The following is a 24,265-nucleotide window of genomic DNA, read 5'->3' as shown; positions in this document are numbered from 1 at the left end:
ATGTCGGCGCCGATCGATCCGCGGGCCTTCCGGCAGGTGCTGGGCCAGTTCTGCACCGGCATCACGATCATCACCACGGTGCACGACGAGGTCCCGGTCGGCTTTGCCTGCCAGTCGTTCGCCGCCCTGTCGCTGGATCCGCCGCTGGTGCTGTTCTGCCCGACCAAGGTGTCGCGGTCCTGGCAGGCCATCGAGGCCAGCGGCCGGTTCTGCGTCAACGTGTTGACCGAGAAGCAGAAGAACGTTTCCGCGCGTTTCGGCTCGAAGGAGCCGGACAAGTTCGCCGGAATCGACTGGCACGCCTCGGAACTCGGCTCGCCGATCATCGACGGGTCGCTGGCCTACATCGACTGCAAGGTGGCGTCCGTGCACGACGGTGGCGACCATTTCGTGGTCTTCGGCGCGGTGCAGTCGTTGTCGGAGGCGCCCAAGATCAAGCCGCGCCCGCTGCTGTTCTATCGCGGGGAGTACACCGGCATCGAACCGGACAAGACGACGCCGGCGCAGTGGCGTGACGACCTGGAGGCGTTTCTCACCGCCACCACTCAGGACACCTGGCTCTAAGCCGTTCCGCGGTACGTTTCGTGCCGGACGCCCTCGACGTCCGCCGTCGGGTCGTGCGCCTCCGAGGACCGCGCGATGTCGGGATCGTCATGCTTATCCGCGGGCTTCGCATCGGTTTCCGGGTGCAGTTCGTCGGCGCGCTTCAACTGCTCCTGCAGTTGCTCTCGCGACGCCGCGACCTCGCTTTGATGGTTGGCCGCCCGTTCCTGCAGCCGGGCGGCCTCCGCCGCCTTGGCCTCCGCCTCGGCCTGGGCCGCGCGGGCCTTGGCGGCCGTCTCCTGGGCCAGGGCCTCGCGGCGTTCGACCTTCGCGGTCTCCAGCTTGGCCTGTTCGCGGATCTCCTCCGCCTGCCGTTGCCGGCGTTGGCGTCGCACCCTGGTGAGCGCGACGACGACGGCCAGAATTACAAAGACCGCCGCGGCGGCGACCACGAGCCAGATAGCGGTGCTGTTCATCATGGGCTCCCATCAGATCGGTTTTCGCCTGGCGCTGGGCCTGGCTCGTAGTGGGATCCCCCTATCTGGCGTAGGTAAAACAACCGGCTGGATCGGCCAGGCTTCGGCCGGGTGACCTTGGCCTCTACCCGGCGGCACCGGGGCGCCGCGAGGATGAGTCGCGCAGGGCCGGCGCCGTACAACCAGTCGACGGCGCGTCGCCGCTCGCTCATCGGCGACCGCTACATGAAGTCCAGCGCCTCGACCGTCGCGATCGGGCCCTCGTGGGTCGGGCGGTTCGCGCCGCCGATGCAGTAGACGGTGTTGCCGACCGTCGCCACCACCTCGGCGTGACGCGCGGTGGGCATCGGGGCCAGGGTGCTCCACTTGGCGTCGGCGATGTCGTACATCTCGACGACGTTCAGGACCATCGTCGGTTCCTCGCCGCCCACCACCACGATGCGGCCGTCGATGTAGGTCGCGCCGTAACTCCCGCGCGGGGTCGGCATGCCCACCAACTTGGTCCAGGCGCCCGATTGGGGATCGAACCGCTCATTCGCCGCGGAGTTCTTGTCGGCGGAGAGGAACCGCCCGCCGATGGCGTACACGTAGGTGCCGTCCGACACCGCGGCCAGGTGTTCGCGGGGGGTCGGCATGTCGGCGGCGTCCTTCCACGAGTTGCCGTCGAAGACCTCGGTCTGCGGGACGAGCTGTTTGGCGTTCTGCCCGCCCACTACGACCAGTTGGTCGCCCACCACGGCGGCGGCCGGGGCCGCGCGTGGGTGCGTGAGATGTGGCAGCTCAACCCAATTGCCGCCGCGCAGCGCGAACACCTTGTCGGACGCGTCGGCGAGTTGATCGCTCGCTCCGCCGAGCACCACCACCTCGTCGCGGTATGTCGCCGCCGCCGCGTGATGCAGCGGGATCGGCAGCGGCGGCCCGGTCTGCCAAACGCCGGTGTGCGGGTCATAGCTCTCGACGGTCTGCAACGCCGTGCCGTTCCGCAAGCCACCCAGAATCCAGATCTTGTCGCCCTGCACGGCCCACGCCATCATCAGCCGGGGCGTCGGCGCGTCCGGCAGCGAGCGCCACTGCGACGCCGGCTGGATCCGGCGGGCCGGCAGCTTCAGCGCTTCCGCCGACGAGGTGAGCTGGCCGTCGCCGACGGCGGTCGACCCGCCGATCGCGTACACGGACTTCTCCACCGCGTCGACGGCCATGCCGTGCCGCGCCGTCGTCATATCGGGCAATCCGGACCAGGTCTTCGTCATCAGGTCGAACGCGGCGACGGTCTTGAGCACTTGGCCCGAGGAGACGCCCCCAACCGCGACCAGGCGCCCGTCCACGATCGCCACTCCGAGGTCGCTGCGCGGCTGGCTCAGCGGGGGCAGCGGCGCCCAGCTCTTGGCGGCAGGGTCGTAGGCCTCGACCGCCGGCAGGTCGGCGGTGCCGTTGGTGCCGCCCACCGCATAAACCAGCTTCCCGTCCGAAGCCGCCGCCAGCAGCTGACGCGGGGTCGGGATCGGTGCACCGAGGCTCCAGGCGTTGCCGTCGAACACCTCGGTGGTGTTCAGCAGCGCGCCGGACGCGTCGACACCGCCGGTGACGACCAGGCGGTCACCGACCACGGCCGCCGCCGCGGCCGCGCGGGGCTGCAGCAGGTGCGGAAGCTCCACCCAGCGGCTGTTGATGACCCGCCAAACCTGGTCGGACGCAACCTTTTTGCCGCCTTCAGATTTCCAGCCGCCGAGCACGACCGGGTTTCCCTGCCAGGTGACGGCCATCGCGTGCGACACCGCGACAGGTAGGTCGTCGCCGCCCTTCCAGCTGTCGATGACGGGGTCGTAGCCCTCCTGCAGTCCGGTGGGGGCGCCGTCGCTGCGGATTCCGCCGAAGATCCAGATCGTGCCGTCGGCCTGCGTGGTGGCCGCGGCGTCCCGCGAAATTCGGGCGTTGGTGATCGGTTTCCACTGCATGGGCGGCTGCGCGGTCGGCTGGCCGGAACCGCCTCGGGAACCGGCTTTCTTGTCGGGTGAGAGTGCGAAATAGAAGCCGCCGACGACCAACAGCAGGACCGCAGCGAGCGCGCCGGCCGTCAGCGCGATGCGATTCCGCTTCTTGCCCGGTTCCGTGAACCACGCGGCCGCCCGTGCCCCCGGGCCCCGTGGCGGCCCCTGGGCGCCGCCGGCCCGGGTCGGCGGCGCGGCGGCTTGGGGTGGCCGCGCCGTGGGCTGCGTTGACGACGCTTGTGCGGCGCGCAGCAAGCTGGCAGCCTCGGGCAATTCGGCCGGGCTCGCCTGCGGAAAAGGCGCGGTCTCCCGCGCGTGTTCGCGATCGATCGGGGCGCTGATCGCCGAGGTCGGGTCGTCGTGCCCGGCCGGCAACCGCGGTGGCGGGGGCATGCTCGACGTGTCGAGGGCCGATGGGTGCGCCACCTCGCTGTGCGGCCCGGGCGGCGCCGCATGCCCAACGTCCGTCGCCACGGCCGAGGCGCGTCCGGTGATGGCCATCGCGTCGGGTTTCAGGCCGTTGCGGCGCTGGGCGGCCTGCAGTTCGCGGCCGAACTCCTCGGCCGAGGCGGGCCGCAAGGCCGGGTCGATCGACATCGCCTTCTCGATCGCCGAGCACACCGCGTCCGGGATGCCGTCGGGCCGCATATCCGGGATTCCGGTGGTGCTGATCCGCAGATATTGCGCGATCAGGTCCTCGCCCTTCTTGCGCTCGTGCGCGGCGTTGCCCGCGATGAGCGCATAGAGCGTCGCGCCAAGCGAATACATGTCGGAGGCCACCGTGGCCGGATTGCCGGTCATCACCTCCGGCGCAGTGAAGTCGATGGTGCCGGAGAAGAATCCGGTCGCGGTCTCGTAACCGCCTTCGATGTGGGCGATTCCGAAATCACTCAATTGGGGCTCGCCGTAATCATTTACGAGAATGTTGGCGGGCTTTATGTCGCGGTGCAGAGTTCCGGTCCGATGCGCGGTTTCCAGTGCGCCGCAGAGCTTCACACCGATGTGCAAGGCTTCGGGCCACGGGACCGGCCCCTCCCGGCGCAGCCGGACGGCCAGCGAATCCGCCGAGTGGTAGGGCATCACGATGTACGGCTTACCGCTGCCGGTGACGCCGACCCGCAGGATGTTGACGATGTTCGGATGCCCGGAGAGCCCGCCCATCGCGTAGCCCTCGCGAAGGAAGCGCTCGCGGCTGTCGTCGTCGATGTGTGACGGCAGCACCTTGACGGCGACATTTCGTCCGAGGGCGGTCTCATAGCAGCAGTAGATGACCCCGGCCCCGCCACGAGCTACCTGTCGCGCATCCTCGAACCCCGCGGCCGCCAGCTCCGCGGCGATGCCGCTCGGTACCGGGGCGACACTCTCGGGCCGTGGCTCATCAGGCATTTGCTGGCGCTCAACCCTCCGCGAAGTATGTGATTGGCGAGGTCAAGATTAGCGCTCAGAACCTCACGGATGTGCTTTTCGGGCAACCTTCGTCGGCTTGTGGGGCGGCGGCGCTCACGCCTCGATGGTCGGGGGGCCTTCATACGGCCGTTGCAGCGCGGCGAATTCGGGAACTGCGGCCATGGTGAGCACGGCCTCAAGCAGCCGAACACCGCCCGGTCCCTTCAGTGTTCGGGTGAGCACCGGTCCGGAGAACGCGTGGCCGTCGACCGCGATGATCGGGCTGCCGGCCTCGTCGCCCAGGGTGTCTTGGCTGACCCGGTGCGCCCGCTTGACCGCCTCGTCCAAGCCGCTGTCGTCCTGCGCGTCGGCAAGGCTTTCCGCCAGGCCGTTCTCGGCGAGGGCTTCGCGGATCGCGGGTGCGGTCAGCTCCTCGCCGTCGACGTGGATGCGACGGCCAATCGAGTCGTAGAGGCCCGCGAACGCTTCCGGCCCCCGCTCGCCGACGGCGGCGGCGAACAGCCGTCCCGCCCGCGTCGACCGCTCCATCATGTGTTGCTGTTTGTCGTCGCCGTCCCGACCTTCGTTGAGGACCGCCAGGCTCATCTGCCGCAGGGTAACGGGCGTTCCCGTCGCCTGCCCGGCGTCGATCAGCCAGCGAGCGGTCACCCAGGAGAACGGACAGACGGGGTCGAGATAGAGGTCGACATCGGTCACGGCTCCTCCTTCGATCCAAGGCTTGGGGCTACCGAGCGGCATACCCGCTACCGGCCGTCGCACGCCTGCCGATGACCTGCCAGCAGAATGGCCGTATGACGCTGAACCTGGACGAGTACTTCGAGCGGATCGGTTATCGCGGCGCCACGGCACCCAATCTCGAGGTCCTGCAGGCTTTGGTGAGCGCCCACACCAAAGCGATCCCGTTCGAGAACCTCGATCCGGTGATGGGGGTTCCGGTCGACGACCTGGGTCCGGGCGCCCTCTCCCGCAAGCTCGTTCAGCGGGGCCGCGGCGGCTTTTGCTACGAGCACAACGGATTGATGGGCTACGTGCTCACCGAACTCGGCTTTCGGGTGCGGCGCCTGGCCGGTCGGGTGGTATGGATGCGGCCGCCCGATGCGCCGTCGCCGCCGCCGCAGACACACACCGTGTTGGCGGTGACGTTCCCCGGCTCCCACGGTTCATACCTGGTCGACGTCGGCTTCGGCGGGCAGACACCCCCCTCGCCGCTGCGGATCGAGACGGGCACCGTGCAGCAGACGACGCACGAGCCCTACCGGCTGGAGGACCGCGGCGACGGGCTGGTGCTGCAGGCCCAGATTCGGGGCGAGTGGCAGCCGCTCTACGAGTTCAGCACCCGGACCGCGCCCGACATCGACCTGGCGGTGGGCAGCTGGTACGTCTCGACGCACCCGTCGTCGCATTTCGTCACCGGCCTGACGGCCGCGCGCGTAACCGACGACGCCCGGCTGAACCTGGCAGGCCGGAACCTCGCCATTCACCGCGCCGATGCCAGCGAGAAGATCCGCCTCGACGACGCCGCGGCGGTGGTCGACACCCTCAGGGACCGGTTCGGCCTCAACGTGTCCGACGTGGGCGAGCGCGGCGCGCTCGAGGCGCGCCTCGATAAGATCCTGGACGCTTAGATCCAGGACCCGATTCGCCGTAGGGCCTCTTCGATGTCGCCCGTGGGCCCGGCGAACGACAGCCGGACGAACGAATCGCCGTGGGTGGTGTCGAAATCGATCCCCGGGGCGATGGCAACGCCGGTGTCGCTCAACAGTTTCGAGCAGAACGCGGTCGAGTCTTTGGTGAGTTCGGAGACGTCGGCGTAGACGTAGAACGCCCCGTCGGTGGGTGCGAGCCGGTCGATGCCGATGCGGCGCAGCCCGTCCAGCAGCAGGGCGCGGTTGGTCGCGTAGTGGTGCAGGTTGCCGTCGGCCTCGGCCGTCGACTCCGGCGTGAACGCCGCAACGGCGGCGAGCTGCGACAGCACCGGCGGGCAGATGGTGAAGTTTCCGGTCAGCCGATCCACGGCGCGCAGCAGCGCCTGTGGCACCAGCATCCAGCCCAGCCGCCAGCCCGTCATCGCGTAGTACTTGGAAAAGCTGTTGACCACCACGGCGTCTCGGGATGTCTGCCAGGCGCAGCTGGTCTGCGGCGCCCCCTCGTAGACCAGGCCGTGGTAGACCTCGTCGCTGATCAGCCGCACCCCGGCCGCCTCGCACCACGAGGCGATCGCGGCCAGCTCGGCCGGCGCGATCACCGTCCCGGTGGGATTGGCCGGGCTGGCCACGATCACGCCGTGGGGCGGCGGGTCGAGTTCTTCGAGCATCTGCACGGTGGGCTGGAAGCGGGTCTGTGGTCCACACGGGATCTCGACCACCTCGCACCCCAAGGCGGACAGGATGTTTCGATAACACGGGTAACCGGGACTGGCCAACGCGACCCGGTCGCCCGCGTCGAAGCACGCCAGGAACGCGAGCAAAAATCCGCCGGACGAGCCGGTGGTCAACACCACGTCGTCGGGCTCGACCCGAAGCCCGTGCTGGCGTTGATAATCCGCGGCGATCGCCGCGCGCAGCTCCGGAATGCCCAGCGTCACCGTGTAACCCAGCTCGTTGCCGTGCAGGGCGGCGGCCGCCGCGGCGCGTACCGGCTCGGGCGCTCCGACGCTGGGCTGACCGGCTGACAGGTTCACCAGGTCGCCGTGGCTGCGCTGGCGCTCGGCGGCGGCCAGCCACACGTCCATCACATAGAACGGCGGGATGGCGGCGCGCCGCGCGACGTGGTCGTTCACGACGGTTCGAGCGCCTCCGCTTCCAGTCGCGCGAGAACCTCCTGCGTTGTGCTGAGCAGGTGGGCGCTGCCATGGGCGCGCTTGAAATACAGGTGCATGTCGTGTTCCCAGGTGATCGCGATTCCGCCGTGCAGTTGGATGCCTTCGGCGGCCGCGTTGCACAACGCCTCGGTGGCGGCCAGGCGCGCGGTGGCCGCATTGGTCGGGGTGGGTTCGTCGCAGGCCTCCGCCACGACGGCCTTCGCCGCGGCGATCGTGACGTACAGATCGGCCATCCGGTGCTTGAGCGCCTGGAAGCTGCCGATGGGCCGGCCGAATTGCACTCTGTTCTTGGCGTATTCGACGGTCAGCTGCAGGCAGCGTTCGGCGGCGCCGATCTGCTCGGCGGCCAGCAGGATGGCCGCGGTGTCGGCGAGGCCGGGGTCGGTGCCGATGGGTTCGGTGTCCTCGGGCGTGACCCGCGCGAGCCGCCGGGTCGGGTCCATGGTGACGGCCGGTTCCGCGGTGAAGCGGGCCCACCGGGTCAGCTGGCCGTCGGTGGCGGCGACGACGACGTCGGCGGTGTCGCCGTTGACGACGTAGTCGGCGTCGAAAACCAGCGCGCCGATCGAGGTGCCCTCGGCGAGGCCGCCCAACGTCTCCGCATCCGGCTCCGGCGCGCTCAGCAGCGCCAGCTCCGCCAGCGTGGTGCCCAGCAGCGGCGAGGGCACCAGCGCCCGGCCGAGCTCCTGCAAAACCGTTGCGGCGTCCGCTAATTCGCCGCCCGCGCCGCCCAGCTCCTCGGGGATGACCAGCGCGGCGGCTCCCACCTGCTCACACAGCAGCTGCCACAGCGACTCGTCGTAGCCGCGCTCGGAGTCCATCGCGGCGCGCACCGCCGCCGGGTTGGCGTGCTTGGCCACCAGGGCCGCGACGGTCTCCCGCAGCATCTCCCGTTCTTCACTCATGAGCACCGCTCCTGTTCGTCGCTCCACGGCGTCGTCGCGACGCGGGTCGTCACAGCGCCTCCAGCACTCGCCGCCGATGCGCCTCGGGAGTACCCCAGGCCGAACGCAATGCTTGCACGCGTAGTAGCCAAAGCGACAAATCATTTTCCTGGGTGAAGCCGATCGCGCCATGGGTCTGCAGCGCCGACCGCGCCGCCAGCAGGCCCGCCTCGGCCGCCGCCGCCTTGGCCGCGCTGACATCGCGGGGCTCCATCGACAGGGCCGCGCCGTACAACAGCGGCCGGGCGAGCTCGATCGCGATGTGCACGTCGGCGAGCTTGTGCTTGATCGCCTGATAGGAACCGATCACCCGGCCGAACTGGGCGCGCTGCTTGGCGTAGTCGACGGTGTCCCGCAGCAGCGCCTCGGCGGCGCCGACCAGCTGCGCGGCGGTGGCCAGCGCGCCGAACTCGAAGGCGCGCCGGACCTCCGCCTGCCAGGGTTGGCCGGTGGCGGTCACGTCGTAGACGGGCCGGCTCGGATCGACCGACTCGTGCCGGTCGCCGGGCGCGGCCTCGCTCACACCGTCGTCGGTAGCCAGCAGCACCAGCCCGGCCGAGTCGGCGTCCACCGCGCGCGGCGCATGCGGTGGCAACGCGACCGTGGCTACCAGCTCGCCGGAGGCCAGCGCCGCGCACCGCTCGTCCGAGGCGAGCAAAACCGGTGCCACGGCGATGGATTCGGCCACCGGCCCCGGCACGCACCAGCGTCCCAGGCGTTCCAGCGCGACCACCAGGTCGACCGGGTGCGCCTCGATGCCGTCGAACTTCTCCGGAACCGCCAGCGCGGTGACGCCCAGTTCGGCCAGCCGCTCCCACACCTTGCGGCCGGGCGCGGTGTCGCCGGCGGACCAGGCACGGATCGCGCCGGGCAGGTCGGCCGCGCCGAGCGCGGCGTCGATGCTGGCCGCGAAGTCGCGCTGTTGCTCGTCTAGCGCGAATTTCATTTCTTGCCCCCGGACTTCTCGCGGGGCAGGCCCAACAGCCGCTCCGAGATGATGTTGCGCTGAATCTCGTTGGTGCCGGCGTAGATCGGGCCGCCCAGGGCGAACAGCAGGCCATCCGTCCAGCTGCCGGCGAGCTCGCCGTCGGCGGCGAGGATGTCCAGCGCGGTCTGGTGTAGGTCAACATCGAGGTCGGACCAGAACACCTTGGTCACCGACGATTCGGCGCCCAGCTCACCGCCGTCGGCCAGCCGCGTCACCGTGGCAAAGGTCTGCAGCCGGTAGGCCTGCGCCTTGATCCAGCCGTCGGCCACCCGGTCTGCGAACCCGGGGGGCGAGCCGCTGTCCTGCCACAGTCGCACCAGCCGCTCGGCGGTCGCCAGGAACCGCGCCGGGCTGCGCAGCGACATGCCCCGCTCGTTGCTCGAGGTGCTCATCGCCGCCCGCCAACCCTCGTTCGGGGTGCCGATCACGTCGTGGTCGGGGACGAACACGTCGTCGAGGAAGATCTCGCCGAACCCGGTATCGCCGCCCAGCTGCACGATGGGCCGCACGGTGACGCCCTTCGCCTTCAGGTCGAACATGAAGTACGTCAGGCCGTTGTGCCGCTCGGCTTCCGGGTCCGACCGGAACAGCCCGAAGCCCATCTCGGCGAACGGCGCGCGCGAACTCCAGATCTTCTGCCCGTTGAGCAGCCAGCCGCCGTCGGTCTTGGTCGCGGTGGATCGCAGCGAGGCCAGGTCGCTGCCGGACTCCGGCTCCGACCACGCCTGCGCCCAGATCTGTTCGCCGCTGGCCATTTTCGGCAGGATTCGGTCCAGCTGCTCGGAGGTGCCGTGCGCGAACAGCGTGGGCGCCAGCATCGAGGTGCCGTTGGCGCTGGCCCGGCCCGGCGCGCCGGCGCGGAAGTACTCCTCCTCGAACACCACCCAATGCAACAGCGGCGCATCGCGGCCGCCGTATTTCTTCGGCCAGGTGATCACCGACAGCCCGGCATCGAACAGCACGCGGTCCCAGTGCCGGTGCTGCGCGAAACCTTCGGCGTTGTCGTAGGACTTCGTCGGGATCGACTCGGCGTTGGCGGACAAGAACTCACGGACCTCGGCCGCAAACGCCTGGGTCTCCTCGTCTAATTCCAGATCCATTCAGGCCAGCTCTCGCAGTTGGGGTTTGACCACCTTGCCGCCCGGATTGCGCGGCAACGCGTCGACGAACCGCACCGACCGCGGTGCCTTGAAGTTCGCCAAATGTTCACGGGTGTAAGCGATCACGGAATGTTCGTCGAGGTCGGCGCCGGGCCGGGTCACCACGAAGGCCCGGCCGACCTCGCCGAGGCGCTCGTCGGGGACGCCGATCACCGCGGCGTCGGCGATCCCCGTCATCCGGGCGAGCACCTGCTCGACCTCGGCGGGGTACACGTTGAAGCCGCCGCAGATGTACATGTCCTTGAGCCGGTCGGTGATGCGCAAATTGCCTGCCGCGTCGACGGCGCCGATGTCACCGGTGTGCAGCCAACCGTCGGCGTCGATGGCCGCCGCCGTGGCGTCCGGGTCATCGAGGTAGCCCAGCATCACGTTCGGCCCGCGCAGCAGCACCTCACCCGCTTCGCCGGGAGCGCTTGAGTCGATACGCAATTCGAAGTCGGCGAACGGGCGCCCGCAGGTGGTGGCGACGGTGACGGCGTCGTCGTCGGCGCGGCACATCGTGCCCATCCCGTTGGCCTCGGTGAGGCCGTACGCCGTCAGCACTATGTCGATGTCGAGTTCGGATTGCATGCGCTCCACCAGCACGACGGGCACGGTGGCCGCCCCTGTCACCGCGAACCGCAGCGAACTCAGGTCGTAGTCCCCGCGCTGCGGATGGTCCAGCAGGGTCTGGTAAATGGTGGGCGGTCCCGGCAACACGGTGATGCGGTGCCGCTCGATCGCCTGCAGCGCGCGCAGTGGGTCGAACGTCAGGTGGGGGATCAGCGTCGCGCCGGTCTGCAGACAGGCCAGGATGCCCGCCTTGTAGCCGAAGTTGTGGAAGAACGGGTTGATGCACAGGTAGCGGTCGTCGCTGGTGATCTTGCCGTTGGCCGCCCACGACGCCGATGCCGACAACGACTGCCGGTGCGCGCACAGCACCCCTTTGCTGCGGCCGGTGGTGCCCGAGGTGAACAGGATGTCGCTGACGTCCTCGGGCGTGACGGCGGCGGCGCGGGTGGCGACAGACTCGAGGTCGGTGCCCTGCGTGACGAAGTCGTCCCACGTCCCTGAAACGGGATCGTCGGCCTCGACCGGAATCCGGACGACGTGCCGCAGCGCGGGCAAGGCATCCCGATCCAGATCGGCGACGCGATCGTGGCCCAGGAACGTGCCCATCCCGAACAGCACGGGCGTCGCGGTGCGGGCCAGGATGTCGGCGGCTTCCTCGGCGGTATAACGGGTGTTCAGCGGCACCATCGCCGCGCCGGCGTGGTGGACGGCCAGGCAGGCGACCACCCAGTGCCAGGTGTTGGGCGACCAGATGGCCACCCGGTCGCCCGACCGCACGCCGAGGGCGATCAACGCGGCGGCCGCCCGGCGAACCTCGTCGCGCAGGGCCGCGGCCGTGAACGAACGCTCGTCGGTGATCAACGCGTCGTGGTCGGGAAACCGACTCGCAAAACGGTCCAGCGCCGCGGGAATCGTGCGGACATCGCCGGTCATCGAGACTGCTCCTACCTGGATTGCCCGGTTCCTCCCACGCCGCTGCGCGGCGCGCATCGTCACCGAGCCGACAAAGCAAGTGCTTGGTAGGTTAGCCTACAGGGCATGCAGGACGTCGAGGAGTTCCGGGCGGAGGTTCGCCGATGGCTCGCCGACAATCTGGTCGGCGAATTCGCAGCTCTCAAGGGTCGTGGCGGACCGGGGCGCGAACATGAGGCGTTCGAGGAGCGCCGGGCATGGAACCAGCACCTCGCCAAGGCCGGTCTCACCTGCCTGGGCTGGCCCGTCGAGCACGGCGGCCGCGGGCTGTCGACCGCGCACCGGGTGGCGTTCTATGAGGAGTACGCGAAAGCCGACGCGCCGGACAAGGTCAACCACTTCGGCGAGGAGCTGCTCGGCCCGACGCTGATCGCCTTCGGGACGCCCGAGCAGCAGCAGCGGTTCCTGCCCAAGATCCTCGACGTCACCGAGCTGTGGTGCCAGGGCTATTCCGAACCCGGCGCCGGCAGCGACCTGGCCAACGTGTCCACCACCGCCGAGCTGGACGGCGACCAGTGGGTGATCAACGGCCAGAAGGTGTGGACCTCGTTGGCGCACTGGGCGCAGTGGTGTTTCGTGGTCGCCCGCACGGAGAAGGGGTCCAAGCGGCACGCCGGGCTTTCCTACCTGCTGGTGCCGTTGGATCAGCCCGGGGTGCAGGTGCGCCCGATCATCCAGCTCACCGGTGACTCGGAGTTCAACGAGGTCTTCTTCGACGACGCCCGCACCGACGCCAACCTGGTGGTCGGCCAGCCCGGCGACGGCTGGCGGGTCGCGATGGGCACGCTGACCTTCGAGCGCGGGGTGTCGACGCTTGGGCAGCAGATCCGCTACGCCCGTGAGCTTTCCAACCTCGCCGACCTGGCGCGTCGCAACGGCGCCGCCGACGACCCCTTCATCCGCGAGCGGCTGACCCGCGCGTGGACCGGGTTGCGCGCGATGCGCAGCTACGCGTTGGCCACCATGGACGTCGAAGGAGGCGGCCAGGCCGCCGGGAAAGATAACGTGTCGAAGTTGTTGTGGGCCAATTGGCATCGCGCGCTGGGGGAGCTGGCGATGGACGTGATCGGCAAGCCGGGGCTGACCCTGTCCGACGGTGAATTCGACGAATGGCAGCGGCTGTTCCTGTTCACCCGCGCCGACACCATCTACGGCGGATCCAACGAGATCCAGCGCAACATCATCGCCGAGCGCGTGCTCGGCCTGCCCCGGGAGGTAAAGGGATGAGCCTGTCCGAAGCTCCGAAAGAGGTTGCCGGGCATGGGCTTTTGCAGGGCAAGGTCGTCGTCGTCACCGCGGCGGCGGGCACCGGCATCGGCTCGGCGACCGCGAAGCGGGCGCTGGCCGAGGGTGCCGACGTCGTGGTGTCCGACCACCACGAGCGCCGGCTGGGGGAGACCGTCGAGGAGCTGTCCGCGCTGGGCCTGGGCCGGGTCGAGAGCGTGCTGTGCGACGTGACGTCCACCGCGCAGGTGGACGCGCTGATCGCGTCGACAACGGCCCGGATGGGCCGGCTCGACGTGCTGGTCAACAACGCCGGGCTGGGCGGTCAGACCCCGGTGGTGGACATGACCGACGACGAGTGGGACCGCGTCTTGGACGTCACCCTGTCGTCGGTGTTCCGGGCCACCCGGGCGGCGCTGCGCTACTTCCGCGAGGCCGCGCACGGGGGCGTGATCGTCAACAACGCAAGCGTCTTGGGCTGGCGGGCACAGCACTCGCAGTCGCACTACGCGTCCGCCAAGGCGGGGGTGATGGCCTTGACCCGTTGCAGCGCAATCGAAGCGGTCGAATACGGGGTGCGGATCAACGCCGTGTCGCCGAGCATCGCCCGGCACAAGTTCCTCGACAAGACCACCTCGGCCGACCTGCTGGACCGGCTGTCCGCGGGCGAAGCGTTCGGGCGGGCCGCCGAGCCGTGGGAGGTGGCCGCCACCATCGCGTTCCTGGCCAGCGACTACTCCAGCTACCTCACCGGCGAGGTCATCTCGGTGTCCAGTCAGCATCCGTGATCGGATCGCTGGCCAAGCAAGCGCTTGGTTGATATCCTGGCCGGGTGGATCGAGTGGCCGGTCAGGCGAACAGCCGCCGCGACGAGTTGTTGGACCTCGCCGCGACGATGTTCGCCGAGCGCGGCCTGCGTGCCACCACCGTGCGCGACATCGCCGACAGCGCCGGGATCCTGTCCGGCAGCCTCTATCACCACTTCTCCTCCAAAGAGGAGATGGTCGACGAGCTGCTGCGCAGCTTCCTGGACTGGTTGTTCGCCCGCTACCGCGAGATCGTGGACAGCGAGGCCAACCCGCTCGAGCGGCTCAAGGGGCTGTTCATGGCGTCGTTCGAGGCCATCGAGCATCGGCACGCGCAGGTCGTCATCTATCAGGACGAAGCCCAACGGTTGTTGTCGCAACCCCGGTTCTCCTACATCGAGGACATGAACCGGCAGCAACGCAAGATGTGGGTCGAGGTGATCAACCAGGGCATCGACGAGGGCTACTTCCAGCCCGACCTCAACGTCGACCTCGTCTACCGTTTCATTCGTGACACCACCTGGGTGTCGGTGCGCTGGTATCAGCCCGGCGGACCGCTGACCGCGAACCAGGTTGGCGAGCAATATCTCGCCATCGTTCTTGGCGGAATTACCAAGGAAGGGAACTGAACTATGGCTGAGGCGTACGTCATTGACGCTGTGCGCACCGCGGTTGGCAAGCGGGGCGGCTCGCTGTCCGGCATACATCCCGTCGACCTCGGCGCGCTCGGATGGCGCGGACTGCTCGACCGGGTCGACGTCGACCCCGCCGCCGTCGAGGACGTGATCGCCGGCTGCGTCGACGCCATCGGCGCGCAGGCGGGCAACATCGCCCGGCTCTCGTGGCTGGCCGCGGGCTATCCCGAGGAAGTGCCCGGCGTCACCGTGGACCGGCAGTGCGGCTCCAGCCAGCAGGCGATTTCCTTTGGCGCACAGGCGATCATGGCCGGCACCGCGGACCTCATCGTGGCGGGCGGCGTGCAGAACATGAGCCAGATCCCGATCTCGTCGGCGATGACGGTCGGCGAGCAGTTCGGGTTCACCTCGCCGACCAACGAATCCAAGCAGTGGCTGCACCGCTACGGCGACCAGGAGATCTCGCAGTTCCGCGGCTCGGAGCTGATCGCCGAGAAGTGGAACCTGTCGCGCGAGGAGATGGAGCGCTACGCGCTGACCAGCCACGAGCGCGCGTTCGCCGCGATCCGCGCCGGTCACTTCGACAACGAAATCATCACCGTCGAAACGGAATCCGGGCCGTTCCGGGTGGACGAGGGTCCGCGCGAGTCGTCGCTGGAGAAGATGGCCGGCCTCAAGACCCTCGTCGAGGGTGGCCGGTTGACGGCGGCGATGGCCAGCCAGATCTCCGACGGAGCGAGCGCGGTGCTGCTGGCCTCCGAGCAGGCGGTCAAGGACCACAACCTGACGCCGCGGGCCCGCATCCACCACATCAGCGCCCGCGCCGCCGACCCGGTGTTCATGCTGACCGGTCCGATCCCGGCCACCCGCTACGCGCTGGAAAAGACCGGGCTGTCCATCGACGACATCGACACCGTCGAGATCAACGAGGCGTTCGCGCCGGTGGTTCTGGCCTGGCTCAAGGAGATCAAGGCCGACCCCGAGAAAGTCAACCCCAACGGCGGTGCGATCGCGCTCGGTCACCCACTGGGCGCCACCGGCGCCAAGCTGTTCGCCACCATGCTCAACGAACTCGAGCGCGTCGGCGGCCGCTATGGCCTGCAGACGATGTGCGAGGGCGGGGGCACCGCGAACGTCACCATCATCGAGCGGCTGTAAACCATTGCGCCGAGCCGGTATTCGGCGCGGTGTTCGACATTACGGGGTCGCCAGCACCAGGCCGATCCCGCCGAGGGCCAACAGCCAACTGGTGAAGCTGCCGACCAAGAAGTACTCGGTCACCTCGTCGATCCCGACGTCGCCGTTGCGGCCTTGCTGGGCGTTCAACTCCGGGAACCGGATGATGCCCTTGGCGGCGACGACCGCGCTGGCGGCGGCCACCTGCCCGCCGACACCCAGGCTCAAGATCAGTAGCCGTTCCATCGGGCCCAACAGCCGCCCGCCCTTGAGCTTGTCCGATGGTTGCGGTTCGCCGACCGGCCGTACCGCTCCCACGGAACCGAGCACCAGGCGCACGAGCTGGTTCGCGGTCGCGAATTGCACCAGCACCACGCCGACAACCATGAGCAGCCGAGTGGGCGTGACATGGCCGAGCGGCAAGTGCACCCAGCTCACCCACCGCGCGATGCCGCCGTTGACCGTCGACGACCATCCGGACAGCAACGTCAACAGCGCCAGCGTTGCGGCGAACACCGCCAGCGGCGCGCCCTGGTGGCCGCCGCTACGTTCGCTGCGCGCGCAGAGCCCTTCCCATGCGACGACCGACGCGGCGGCCAGGACGAGCAGCGGGATGTCGCCGGCATGCCACAGGGCGCCCAGGACCAAGAACACCGCCACCGCGGCGGGTCCGACCGCCAGCGAGACCCACATCGGGCGGAACGCCCGCCGACACAGGTCGGCGATGCCGAGCGCCGTGAGCAGGACGGCGACGGCGCTCACGGCAGACCCCGCAGGTAGTGGCTGGCAAGGACGATGAGATCCAAACCGTCACGGCTCGAGCGCTGCGAGACCGCCGACGGGCTGATCCCCTCGGCGGCCGCGAGGTCCCTTTTGGTCCGGCCGGCCATCAATCCCCTCACAATCCGCAACGATCTCTCATCGAGCGATCCAAGCAGATGGTCCCGACAAATCAGGGCGGCGTTGACCGCGGCGACGTCGGTGCACGTCTCCGCGGCCGCCCGAAATGTCGTGCGCACCAGCGAGAAGCCGGGCTGCCGCTGCGCCTCCGCCGTCTGCTGGATGGCCTCCCTCGCGGCCCACCACCCGGGCCCGTCCTGGATTCCCGCGTCGGCGTCGAGGACGGTCACCGCGCCCCATCCGAGCCCGAAGCGGACGTCGACCTCGGGCGCAAGTAACAGCCGCACGGTCAACGCCGCATCGATTGCACCGCCCAGGGCGGGGTAGCTGCCCTGGAACTCATCCCCCACGGTGAAGGACGGCGGGTCGATGGCGCCGTTCGCGACCTGGCCCAGCGCGGAGGCGACACGTCGATGCAGGGCCGGCCGGTCGCCGGCACGCCGGGACCCCACCACGTCGCCGATCAGCGTCGCCCGCATTGAAGGTATAGTCTTCACCCTAGCCATATGAAGATTATAGCTTCATTTCACCGATATTCAGATCATAGCTTAACCCGCGCGTACGGTCGAGGCGCCGTTCAGTTCGCCGGCTGGTCTTTGACCCTGAGGTAACCCGCTATGCCGACCCGTTCGAAGGTGCGGCGGCGGGAAGCCGATAGCAGGGGGAGGGCGTCCGCCGCGTCGATGATCTCGGGGTGCACCACCGGATATGTCTCGCCCTGGGACGCGATGGTAGCGCGTCCCGCGGCGCGCACGTTTTGCAGCCAATCCACGTCTGTGCCGTAGGGCAGCGGTATGACGAAGCCGTCGTCGATGCGCTCGGCGACGACCGGTGTGGTGTACGCCTTGCCCGACCGCCGTCCGGTGTGCTCTATCGCCGCTGCATACCAGTTCTTGCGGCCGGCCAGCCGCAGCATGAGCGGGTTGAGCAGGTATCTGTTGGAGGTTCGGACCGCGTTCAAGAGCGGGGTCGGCCAGGTTTCCGGTGCCAGCGTCATCATCCCTCCAGGGTGACGTGGCGTCGCGGCCGCGGCCAGGGTCTTTAGTCGCCCGCTTCGACGAGCGCAGACGCCGCCTTCAGGTGTGCGATCGCGTCGCGCACAACCGAGTCGATCAGCTCGGCGCATGACGGCAGGTCCTCCAGGATGCCGGCCACCTGTCCGGAGGCGAGCACCCCGGCGTCGGTGTTGCCTTCGACCAGGCCGGCCTTCAGCAGCATCGGGGTGTTGGCCGCCATCACCACCTGGGACCAGGTCAGCTCCTTGCCGTGGCGCATCGCCAGGCCGTCGCGGATCATCGACCGCCAGGTCATCTGCGACATGTGTTTGAACTTTGCCGCGTTGCGCACGGCCGCGGTGAGACCCCTTACCGGTGAACCGCTTTCGAGCCTCTCGACCAGGCCGGTGCGCAGCACGCGGTGCGGCATGCCGTCGACGCGCGTGGTGACCACCGTGCCGTCGAGCGCCGCCTCCAGGTAGCGCCGCTTGACCTCGTCGGGCACCGTCGAGTCCGAGGTCAGCAGGAAGCGCGTGCCCATCGCCACGCCGGCCGCCCCGTAGCTCAGCGCGGCCGCGAGCCCGCGCCCGTCGAAGAAGCCCCCCGCGGCGATCACGGGGATCCCGGTGCCCTGCACGGCATCCAGCACCGACGGCAGCAGCAGCGTCGTGGCCACGGGCCCGGTGTGTCCACCACCCTCGCCGCCCTGCACGATCATCGCGTCGGCGCCCCAGGCCGCCACCTTTTTAGCGTGCTTGGCGGCACCGATCGACGGAATCACCACCGCGCCCGCCTCTTTCAGCCGGGCGATCAGCTCCTGCTTGGGCGCCAGGGCGAAGGACGCCACCTTCACGCCCTCGCGGATCATCAGATCGACGCGGTCGCCGGCGTCCGCGGCGTCGGCGCGGATGTTCACCCCGAACGGCTTTTCGGTGGCGGCCTTGACCTTGCCGATGGCCGTCGCCAATTCGTCCAGCGTCATGGTGGCCGAGGCCAGGATGCCCAGCCCGCCCGCGTTGGCCGTGGCGGCCACCAGTCGCGCGCCGGCCACCCAGCCCATTCCGGTTTGCACCACCGGGTGCTCGACACCGACCAGCTCGGTCAGCGGCGTACGCAGCCTGTTCAACGTATCTCCCTGTCGCGCAGCGACTTCGGATCGATGACCTCGCGGATCAGCCGGAGTTCCTCGTCGGTCGGCTGCCTGGTCTCTTCCGCCTCGTCCACGCCGTGCACCTCGAACGACGTGGCCTCGCGGACGTCGTCGGGCGAGACCCCGGGATGCAGGGACACCGCGCGCATGGTGTGGTCCGGACCGCCGAAGTCGAACACCCCCAGGTTGGACACGACGCGGTGGGTGTTGGCGAAGCGGAACGCCGGGTTGTCCGGATCCACCTTGTCCCAGCCGATGCCGCAGATCACGTCGACCGCCTCGCAGAACACCCGCTTCGAATGGTTGCCCACCCAGTAACTGGTCGCGTGGTTGATCGCGTTGCCGGGCGCTCCCCGCAGGCCGAACATCTGGCGGGTCGGGTGTTGCAGCGGGCCGAACGCCGAGATGTTCTGATTGCCAAAGCGGTCAACCTGATTGGCGCCCATCACCACGTGCCGCCGGCCCCAGGCCAGTGTCTCGAACACCCGGCCGAACGGCATCCAGCCCTCGACGGGTCCGGTCTTGCCCAGGGCCGGGGTGTCCGCCAGCAGTTGCGCCTCGCCGTCGGTCAGCAGGATGTCCGGTGAAAAAGTCAATCGCGCCAGCCGCGCCCCGACCGAGGCCATGTTCGTCATCGGGCTGACCATGATTTCGCCCGAGTTCCTGAATAGCTCGGCGCACGCGACCGCGCACACCTCGGCGCGGGTGGTGCTCATTTGGCCGCCTCCTCTGCGAATGCGCGGACCGCCGCCTGGTAATCGTCCTCGCTGCCCGACAGGTAGGTCTGGACGAACTTCTGCCAGCCCTCTTCGGTCGAGGCGGCCTCGGCGTAATGCCGCTGGAATTTCTCGTCGCGACCGTAATCCGGTGCCGCGGTGGTGAAGTGTGCGCCGCCGGGGGCCTCCACGACGGAGTCGACCATCATCCGATTCACCAGCAGGGCCTGGGGGGGAACGGCTTTGACCAGCTCCTCGGTGGAGACGACGCGCTCCACCGACAGGAAGCGCTTGTCGGCGGCCATCAGGAACAGGTCGTCGAAGTACGGATCGATCCCCGTGTAGGCCGCATTGCCGCGGCTGTCACCGAGATTGAGGTGCACGAAGGCCGCGTCCAGGCGCAGCGCCGGCATGGCGATCAGCGTCTCGTGCCCGCCCTCCGGCGCGGGGTACGGGCTGGTCACGGTCTGCAGCTCGCCCTCCCAAAAGTCGGGGACCGAGCTGCCCAGCCCGGCCCGAATCGGCAGGAACGGCAGGCGTTGCGAGGCGGCTTGCAGGCCGCAGCGCAGCATGCCCTCGTCCATTTCCCGGGCCTCGATCGCGCCGCTGGTGCGGGCCTTGGCGAACCAGGGGTCGTAGAACGGCGGGGAATCCAGGGAGACGAACCCGTAGTAGACGCGCTTGACCTTGCCGGCCGAGCACAGCAACCCCAGGTCGGGCCCGCCGTAGGTGACCACCGTGAGGTCCGTGACGTCGGAGCGCAACATGGCGCGCACGAACGCCATCGGCTTGCGCCGCGAGCCCCAGCCGCCGATGCCGACCGTCATGCCGCTGCGCAGCTGCGCGACGGCCTCGTCGAGGGTGGTTCTCTTGTCGGTCACTATGCGCCGCTCCTCATCACTTCGTTCTGCATCGTCGCCGGCGGCTAAGACTTCTCACGCTTCGTGGTACCGGCGAATGCGTCGCGGTGCTCATCGGCGACGCCGGCCAGGTTGAGCTCGAACGTAAAGCCTTGCTCCATGCGGTAACTCGAATTGACGCGCTGCACGTCGATCAGGTTGAGCGCCTCCTTGGCCGCGCGGATGACCCGGGTGTCCTTGGCGGCGATGTCGCGGGCCACCTTCAATGCGGCCTCATCCAGCTCGTCGCGCGGCACCACCTCGTGCACCGAACCGAAATGGTGCAGGGTGGCGGCGTCGACGGTCGCGGCGGTGAAGAACAGCCGCCGCATCATGTGCTGCGGCACCAGCCGCGACAGGTGGGTGGCCGCCCCGAGCGCACCGCGCTCGACCTCCGGCAGCCCGAAGGTGGCGTCCTCGGAGGCCACGATGACGTCGGAGTTGCCGACCAGGCCGATGCCGCCGCCGACGCAGAAGCCGTTCACGGCCGCGACGACGGGCACCGCGCACTCGTAGACCGCCCGGAAGGCGGCGAAGCAACCGCGGTTTGCGTCGATCAGCGCGGTGAATCCCTCGGTGCGCTGCATCTCCTTGATGTCGACCCCGGCGTTGAAGCCGCGGCCCTCCGCCCGCAGGATGACCACGTGGGTCTCGGGGTCTTGGCCGGCGGCCGTGATGGCGTCGGCCAGTTCGAACCAGCCGCGCGACGGGATGGCGTTGACCGGGGGAAAGTCGACGGTGACCGCGACGATGCCCGGTTCGGTGGTGGTGGATGTGATGGGCAAGGCGCCACTTCCTCGTGGGGTAACTACCTAAGCAAGCACTTGCTTGGTACGCTAGCACAGTGACTCGCGCCGAAGCATCCGACGCCGTGAACTTGGGGCTGGCCGGGCGGGTGGTTCTGGTAACCGGCGGGGTCCGGGGGGTGGGCGCCGGCATCAGCTCGGTGTTCGCCGGGCAGGGCGCGACGGTCATCACCTGCGCACGGCGGGCCGTCGAGGGCCTGCCGTACGAGTTCCATTCCTGCGACGTCCGCGACGACGACGCCGTGAAGGCGCTCATCGACACCATCGTCGACAGGCACGGCCGGCTCGACGTCGGCGTCAACAACGCCGGCGGTTCGCCGTACGTGCTGACCGCGGAGTCCAGCGCGAAGTTCAACCGCAAGATCATCGAACTCAACCTCATTGGCGCACTGTCGGTTTCCCAACACGCGAACGAGAAGATGCAGAACCAGGACCGCGGCGGGTCGATCATCAACATCTGCAGTCTGTCCGGTCGACGGCCATCGCCCGGCACCGGCGCCTACGGGGCGGCCAAGGCCGGCCTGGAAAGCCTCACACAGACCCTGGCGGTGGAATGGGGGCCGAAGGTCCGGGTGAACTCCTGTGTCGTCGGCATGGTCGAGACCGAGCAATCCGAGCTCTTCTACGGCGACGCCGAGTCCATCGCCGCAATCTCCAAGAACGTGCCGCTGGGCCGACTCGCCAAGCCCGACGACATCGGCTGGGCCGCAGCCTTTTTGGCATCGGACGCGGCGTCCTACATCAGCGGCGCGTCGCTCGAGGTGCACGGCGGGGGCGAGCCGCCGCACTACCTGGCCACAACGAACGCCGGCGCGATCAAGTAGAGGAGACACGAACAATGGGAGTGGTTGACGGCCGCGTGGTCATCGTCACCGGAGCGGGCGGCGGTATCGGTCGCGCGCATGCGCTCGCCTTCGCGGCCGAAGGTGCGCGCGTGGTGGTCAACGACATCGGCGTGGGCCTGGACGGCTCGCCGGCCGGGGGCGGCAGCGCCGCCCAGGGCGTGGTCGACGAAATCACCGCGGCCGGTGGGGAAGCCGTCGCCAACGGATCCAACGTCGCCGACTGGAACGAAGCGGCCGCCCTGATCCAGACCGCCGTCGACACCTTCGGCGGGCTGGACGTGTTGGTCAACAACGCCGGCATCGTCCGCGACAGGATGATGGCCAACACCAGCGAGGAGGAGTTCGACGCCGTTATCGCCGTACATCTCAAGGGCCACTTCGCCACCATGCGGCACGCGGCGTCGTACTGGCGCGGGTTGTCCAAAGAGGGCAAGGCCGTCGACGCGCGGATCGTCAACACCAGTTCGGGCGCCGGCCTGCAGGGCAGCGTCGGGCAGGGCAACTACAGCGCGGCCAAGGCCGGCATCGCGGCGATGACGCTGGTCGGCGCCGCCGAGATGGGCCGCTACGGCGTGACGGTCAACGCCATCGCGCCGTCGGCCCGAACCCGCATGACCGAGACGGTCTTCGCCGAGATGATGGCAACGCAGGACCAGGATTTCGACGCCATGGCGCCCGAGAACGTCTCGCCGCTGGTGGTGTGGCTGGGCAGCGCGGAATCCCGCGACGTGACCGGGAAGGTGTTCGAGGTCGAGGGCGGTAAGATCCGGGTCGCGGAGGGCTGGGCACACGGGCCGCAGATCGACAAGGGCGCAAGGTGGGATCCCGCGGAACTGGGGCCCGTCGTCGCCGACCTGCTCGCCAAGGCCCGCCCGCCGGTTCCCGTGTACGGGGCCTGATTCAGCTACCGGGCAACCGGATCCGGAGCGTTCCAGGGGAGCGACGATGATCCCCAGTGCGTCAGCTCGTTCGCTTCCTCGTTCGCATACAGGTGACGCGGCGGTGTGGCGAAGGTCGCGTAGGGACGACAACGAAGCACCAGTCTGTCTTCGCGCTCGGCCATTTCCCGGACGAACGGCCGGGCTTCCGCGCCCGCCTGGTGTCCGGACATGCGCCAGCCGACGGCCATCATGACGTCGACGGTGAGGTCGGGGTCTTTATCGACGACGGCGTCGGCGTATACCTGCAAGAAGGAGAACGGCCAGCGCTCGTCGAGCACACAAATGCTCACTTTCGGGTCCCGCGCCACCGCGTTCGCCTTCGCGCGTCCGGCCATGGTGGACACGAGCAGCTCATCGTCATCGGTCGGGACGTAATACACGATCGACATGGCCGGGCCGTCATGGCGGCGGCGGTAACCGAAGACACACGTCCGGTGCGTGCGGACGAATTCTCGGCGCTCCGAGGGGAGCATGTCCCGGTCGGGCGGAGCAGTGAACGGCTCGGCGGCCGGGGGCAAGAGTCTCATTGAGTCCCTTTCAGTTTGGCGCGGGCGGCGTCGAGCTGACACCACGCGAATTTATGCCGGAACCAGCTTGAGCGGCAGGGCCTCGTGACGGCGGATGATGTTGTTCATCGCCCACTTCGGTGTTCCGGTGACCTCGATGCGGTCGACGCGCTCAATCAGTGCGCGCAGCATGGCCGACGTTTCCAGGCGCGCCAGACCTTGGCCGGCGCAGGCATGCGCTCCGTGGCCGAAGCCGATTTGACGGCTGGCGTCGCGGCGGATGTCGAAGACTTCGGGTTCCTCCCATTCGCGTTCGTCTCGGTTGGCAGAGGCGTACATCACAAGGGCGCGAGCACCGGACGGCATTGGCGTGCCGGCTATTTCAGTTTGGCTGGCCACCCAGCGCGCGAATGCGCGCAGCGGGGGCTCGTACCGGACCACTTCATTGACGGCGTTCGTCATGAGGCCCGGGTCCTCTTTCAGCAGCCGCCACTGCTCGGGGTGGCTGGCGAACAGGTGCAACGCGTTGGAGATGGCGCTCATGGTGGTGTCGATCGACGGCGCGAGATAGTCGACCATCAGCGGCGGACACTCGCGATGCGACAGCTTGCCTTCGTCGGCGGCAAGCAGAAGCTCGTGTGCCATGCTGCCGTCGAGAACGGCCCGCTGGCGAACCACGCGGCGCGCGAACCGCAGCATTTGCAACGCGCGAGGCGTCGACTTGATCGCTTGCCAGTTCAGCGGGCCGAGGACATCGAAAGTGGCTCCGCCCCAGTCGATGAGGTGATGCCGACCATCCCGCGGCCAACCGATGA

The 24,265-nt window shown here is 68.9% G+C and carries 25 protein-coding genes; 8 read left to right on the top strand and 17 right to left on the bottom strand.

All coding sequences use genetic code 11. The annotated features are described in order from the left end of the window. On the top strand, positions 1–564 hold the full coding sequence (gene hsaB, locus A5704_RS03445; protein WP_067761019.1) for a 3-hydroxy-9,10-secoandrosta-1,3,5(10)-triene-9,17-dione monooxygenase reductase subunit: 564 nt from the start codon (positions 1–3) through the stop codon (positions 562–564). Here the strand turns inward: hsaB and A5704_RS03440 are convergent. From A5704_RS03440 to A5704_RS03430, 3 genes are all read right to left on the bottom strand, one after another. Then, positions 561–1,019, bottom strand: coding sequence for a hypothetical protein (locus A5704_RS03440; RefSeq protein WP_231968758.1), 459 nt, complete (start codon positions 1,017–1,019; stop codon positions 561–563). The two genes, hsaB and A5704_RS03440, sit on opposite strands and share 4 nt — an antisense overlap. Before the next feature lie 221 nt (positions 1,020–1,240). Next, positions 1,241–4,393: a serine/threonine-protein kinase gene (locus tag A5704_RS03435; RefSeq protein WP_067887390.1), complete on the bottom strand. Its 3,153-nt coding sequence runs from the start codon at positions 4,391–4,393 to the stop codon at positions 1,241–1,243. Between the two features lie 114 nt (positions 4,394–4,507). Beyond that, positions 4,508–5,110 (bottom strand): disulfide bond formation protein DsbA, encoded by a 603-nt coding sequence (locus A5704_RS03430; protein WP_067887388.1) that lies wholly within the window; start codon positions 5,108–5,110, stop codon positions 4,508–4,510. A 95-nt stretch (positions 5,111–5,205) separates the two neighbouring features. On the opposite strand from A5704_RS03430, the gene A5704_RS03425 reads away from it, so the two are divergent. Further along, positions 5,206–6,039, top strand: a complete 834-nt coding sequence (locus tag A5704_RS03425) for an arylamine N-acetyltransferase (protein ID WP_067887385.1) — start codon at positions 5,206–5,208, stop codon at positions 6,037–6,039. Here the strand turns inward: A5704_RS03425 and A5704_RS03420 are convergent. Genes A5704_RS03420 through fadD3 form a run of 5 tightly spaced genes read right to left on the bottom strand, consistent with a single transcriptional unit; the run spans position 6,036 to position 11,812 of the window. After that, positions 6,036–7,193, bottom strand: a complete 1,158-nt coding sequence (locus tag A5704_RS03420; RefSeq protein ID WP_067887383.1) for a pyridoxal phosphate-dependent aminotransferase — start codon at positions 7,191–7,193, stop codon at positions 6,036–6,038. The genes A5704_RS03425 and A5704_RS03420 overlap by 4 nt on opposite strands. Beyond that, the gene (locus A5704_RS03415; protein WP_067887380.1) at positions 7,190–8,140 is read right to left on the bottom strand and encodes an acyl-CoA dehydrogenase family protein; all 951 of its coding nucleotides are present in this window, start codon (positions 8,138–8,140) and stop codon (positions 7,190–7,192) included. The genes A5704_RS03420 and A5704_RS03415 overlap by 4 nt, the downstream gene beginning before the upstream one ends. Before the next feature lie 49 nt (positions 8,141–8,189). Beyond that, on the bottom strand, positions 8,190–9,125 hold the full coding sequence (locus A5704_RS03410) for an acyl-CoA dehydrogenase family protein (RefSeq protein WP_067887377.1): 936 nt from the start codon (positions 9,123–9,125) through the stop codon (positions 8,190–8,192). After that, positions 9,122–10,267, bottom strand: a complete 1,146-nt coding sequence (locus A5704_RS03405; protein ID WP_067784056.1) for an acyl-CoA dehydrogenase family protein — start codon at positions 10,265–10,267, stop codon at positions 9,122–9,124. The genes A5704_RS03410 and A5704_RS03405 overlap by 4 nt, the downstream gene beginning before the upstream one ends. Then, a complete protein-coding gene (fadD3, locus tag A5704_RS03400; RefSeq protein WP_067887373.1) occupies positions 10,268–11,812 on the bottom strand; it encodes a 3-((3aS,4S,7aS)-7a-methyl-1,5-dioxo-octahydro-1H-inden-4-yl)propanoate--CoA ligase FadD3 in 1,545 nt (514 codons plus the stop codon). It lies immediately after the preceding gene. A 105-nt stretch (positions 11,813–11,917) separates the two neighbouring features. Here fadD3 and ipdE1 point away from each other — a divergent pair, with 105 nt between their 5' ends. From ipdE1 to fadA6, 4 genes are read left to right on the top strand one after another with little or no spacing between them, the layout of a single operon-like run. Then, the gene (ipdE1, locus tag A5704_RS03395; protein ID WP_067887370.1) at positions 11,918–13,078 is read left to right on the top strand and encodes an acyl-CoA dehydrogenase IpdE1; all 1,161 of its coding nucleotides are present in this window, start codon (positions 11,918–11,920) and stop codon (positions 13,076–13,078) included. Beyond that, complete coding sequence (gene ipdF / locus A5704_RS03390) at positions 13,075–13,863, top strand: (5R,7aS)-5-hydroxy-7a-methyl-1-oxo-2,3,5,6,7,7a-hexahydro-1H-indene-carboxyl-CoA reductase (protein ID WP_067887368.1); 789 nt, start codon at positions 13,075–13,077, stop codon at positions 13,861–13,863. Before ipdE1 ends, ipdF begins: the two co-directional genes overlap by 4 nt. 44 nt (positions 13,864–13,907) lie before the next feature. Then, positions 13,908–14,510, top strand: coding sequence for a TetR family transcriptional regulator KstR2 (gene kstR2, locus A5704_RS03385; protein ID WP_156675640.1), 603 nt, complete (start codon positions 13,908–13,910; stop codon positions 14,508–14,510). A gap of 3 nt (positions 14,511–14,513) precedes the next feature. Further along, positions 14,514–15,674, top strand: a complete 1,161-nt coding sequence (gene fadA6, locus A5704_RS03380; protein WP_067751992.1) for a steroid 3-ketoacyl-CoA thiolase FadA6 — start codon at positions 14,514–14,516, stop codon at positions 15,672–15,674. Positions 15,675–15,713: 39 nt separating this feature from the next. Here fadA6 and A5704_RS03375 read toward each other — a convergent pair whose 3' ends face one another. The 7 genes from A5704_RS03375 to echA20 all read right to left on the bottom strand — a co-directional run bounded on the left by A5704_RS03375 (position 15,714) and on the right by echA20 (position 21,137). After that, positions 15,714–16,454: a hypothetical protein gene (locus A5704_RS03375; RefSeq protein WP_067751994.1), complete on the bottom strand. Its 741-nt coding sequence runs from the start codon at positions 16,452–16,454 to the stop codon at positions 15,714–15,716. Continuing rightward, the gene (locus A5704_RS03370; protein WP_067887365.1) at positions 16,451–17,098 is read right to left on the bottom strand and encodes a SatD family protein; all 648 of its coding nucleotides are present in this window, start codon (positions 17,096–17,098) and stop codon (positions 16,451–16,453) included. The genes A5704_RS03375 and A5704_RS03370 overlap by 4 nt, the downstream gene beginning before the upstream one ends. A gap of 71 nt (positions 17,099–17,169) precedes the next feature. Beyond that, the gene (locus A5704_RS03365; RefSeq protein WP_082950384.1) at positions 17,170–17,592 is read right to left on the bottom strand and encodes a nitroreductase family deazaflavin-dependent oxidoreductase; all 423 of its coding nucleotides are present in this window, start codon (positions 17,590–17,592) and stop codon (positions 17,170–17,172) included. Positions 17,593–17,633: 41 nt separating this feature from the next. Further along, positions 17,634–18,713, bottom strand: a complete 1,080-nt coding sequence (gene ipdC / locus A5704_RS03360) for a (3aS,4S,5R,7aS)-5-hydroxy-7a-methyl-1-oxo-octahydro-1H-indene-4-carboxyl-CoA dehydrogenase (RefSeq protein ID WP_067887362.1) — start codon at positions 18,711–18,713, stop codon at positions 17,634–17,636. After that, the gene (gene ipdB / locus A5704_RS03355; protein ID WP_067752001.1) at positions 18,710–19,453 is read right to left on the bottom strand and encodes a cholesterol ring-cleaving hydrolase subunit IpdB; all 744 of its coding nucleotides are present in this window, start codon (positions 19,451–19,453) and stop codon (positions 18,710–18,712) included. The genes ipdC and ipdB overlap by 4 nt, the downstream gene beginning before the upstream one ends. Further along, complete coding sequence (ipdA, locus tag A5704_RS03350) at positions 19,450–20,334, bottom strand: cholesterol ring-cleaving hydrolase subunit IpdA (RefSeq protein ID WP_067780761.1); 885 nt, start codon at positions 20,332–20,334, stop codon at positions 19,450–19,452. Before ipdA ends, ipdB begins: the two co-directional genes overlap by 4 nt. A gap of 44 nt (positions 20,335–20,378) precedes the next feature. Beyond that, positions 20,379–21,137, bottom strand: a complete 759-nt coding sequence (gene echA20 / locus A5704_RS03345; protein ID WP_067887358.1) for a (7aS)-7a-methyl-1,5-dioxo-2,3,5,6,7,7a-hexahydro-1H-indene-carboxyl-CoA hydrolase — start codon at positions 21,135–21,137, stop codon at positions 20,379–20,381. A gap of 59 nt (positions 21,138–21,196) precedes the next feature. Between echA20 and A5704_RS03340 the strand changes: the two genes are divergently transcribed. Both A5704_RS03340 and A5704_RS03335 read left to right on the top strand, forming a co-directional pair. Beyond that, complete coding sequence (locus A5704_RS03340; protein WP_197508441.1) at positions 21,197–21,982, top strand: SDR family oxidoreductase; 786 nt, start codon at positions 21,197–21,199, stop codon at positions 21,980–21,982. Between the two features lie 14 nt (positions 21,983–21,996). After that, complete coding sequence (locus A5704_RS03335; RefSeq protein ID WP_067780756.1) at positions 21,997–22,902, top strand: SDR family oxidoreductase; 906 nt, start codon at positions 21,997–21,999, stop codon at positions 22,900–22,902. A 5-nt stretch (positions 22,903–22,907) separates the two neighbouring features. Here the strand turns inward: A5704_RS03335 and A5704_RS03330 are convergent, their stop codons facing one another. Together A5704_RS03330 and A5704_RS03325 are read right to left on the bottom strand one after the other, a co-directional pair. Next, positions 22,908–23,471: a pyridoxamine 5'-phosphate oxidase family protein gene (locus A5704_RS03330; protein ID WP_082950383.1), complete on the bottom strand. Its 564-nt coding sequence runs from the start codon at positions 23,469–23,471 to the stop codon at positions 22,908–22,910. A 51-nt stretch (positions 23,472–23,522) separates the two neighbouring features. After that, a partial coding sequence (locus tag A5704_RS03325) for a cytochrome P450 (RefSeq protein ID WP_156737597.1) occupies positions 23,523–24,265 on the bottom strand: 743 nt, incomplete at its 5' end.

This window comes from Mycobacterium sp. E735 (genome assembly GCF_001666955.1).
Classification (GTDB): Bacteria; Actinomycetota; Actinomycetes; order Mycobacteriales; family Mycobacteriaceae; genus Mycobacterium.
The sequence above is the reverse complement of the archived record's forward strand: the minus strand, read 5'-3'. Positions and strand labels throughout refer to the sequence as shown.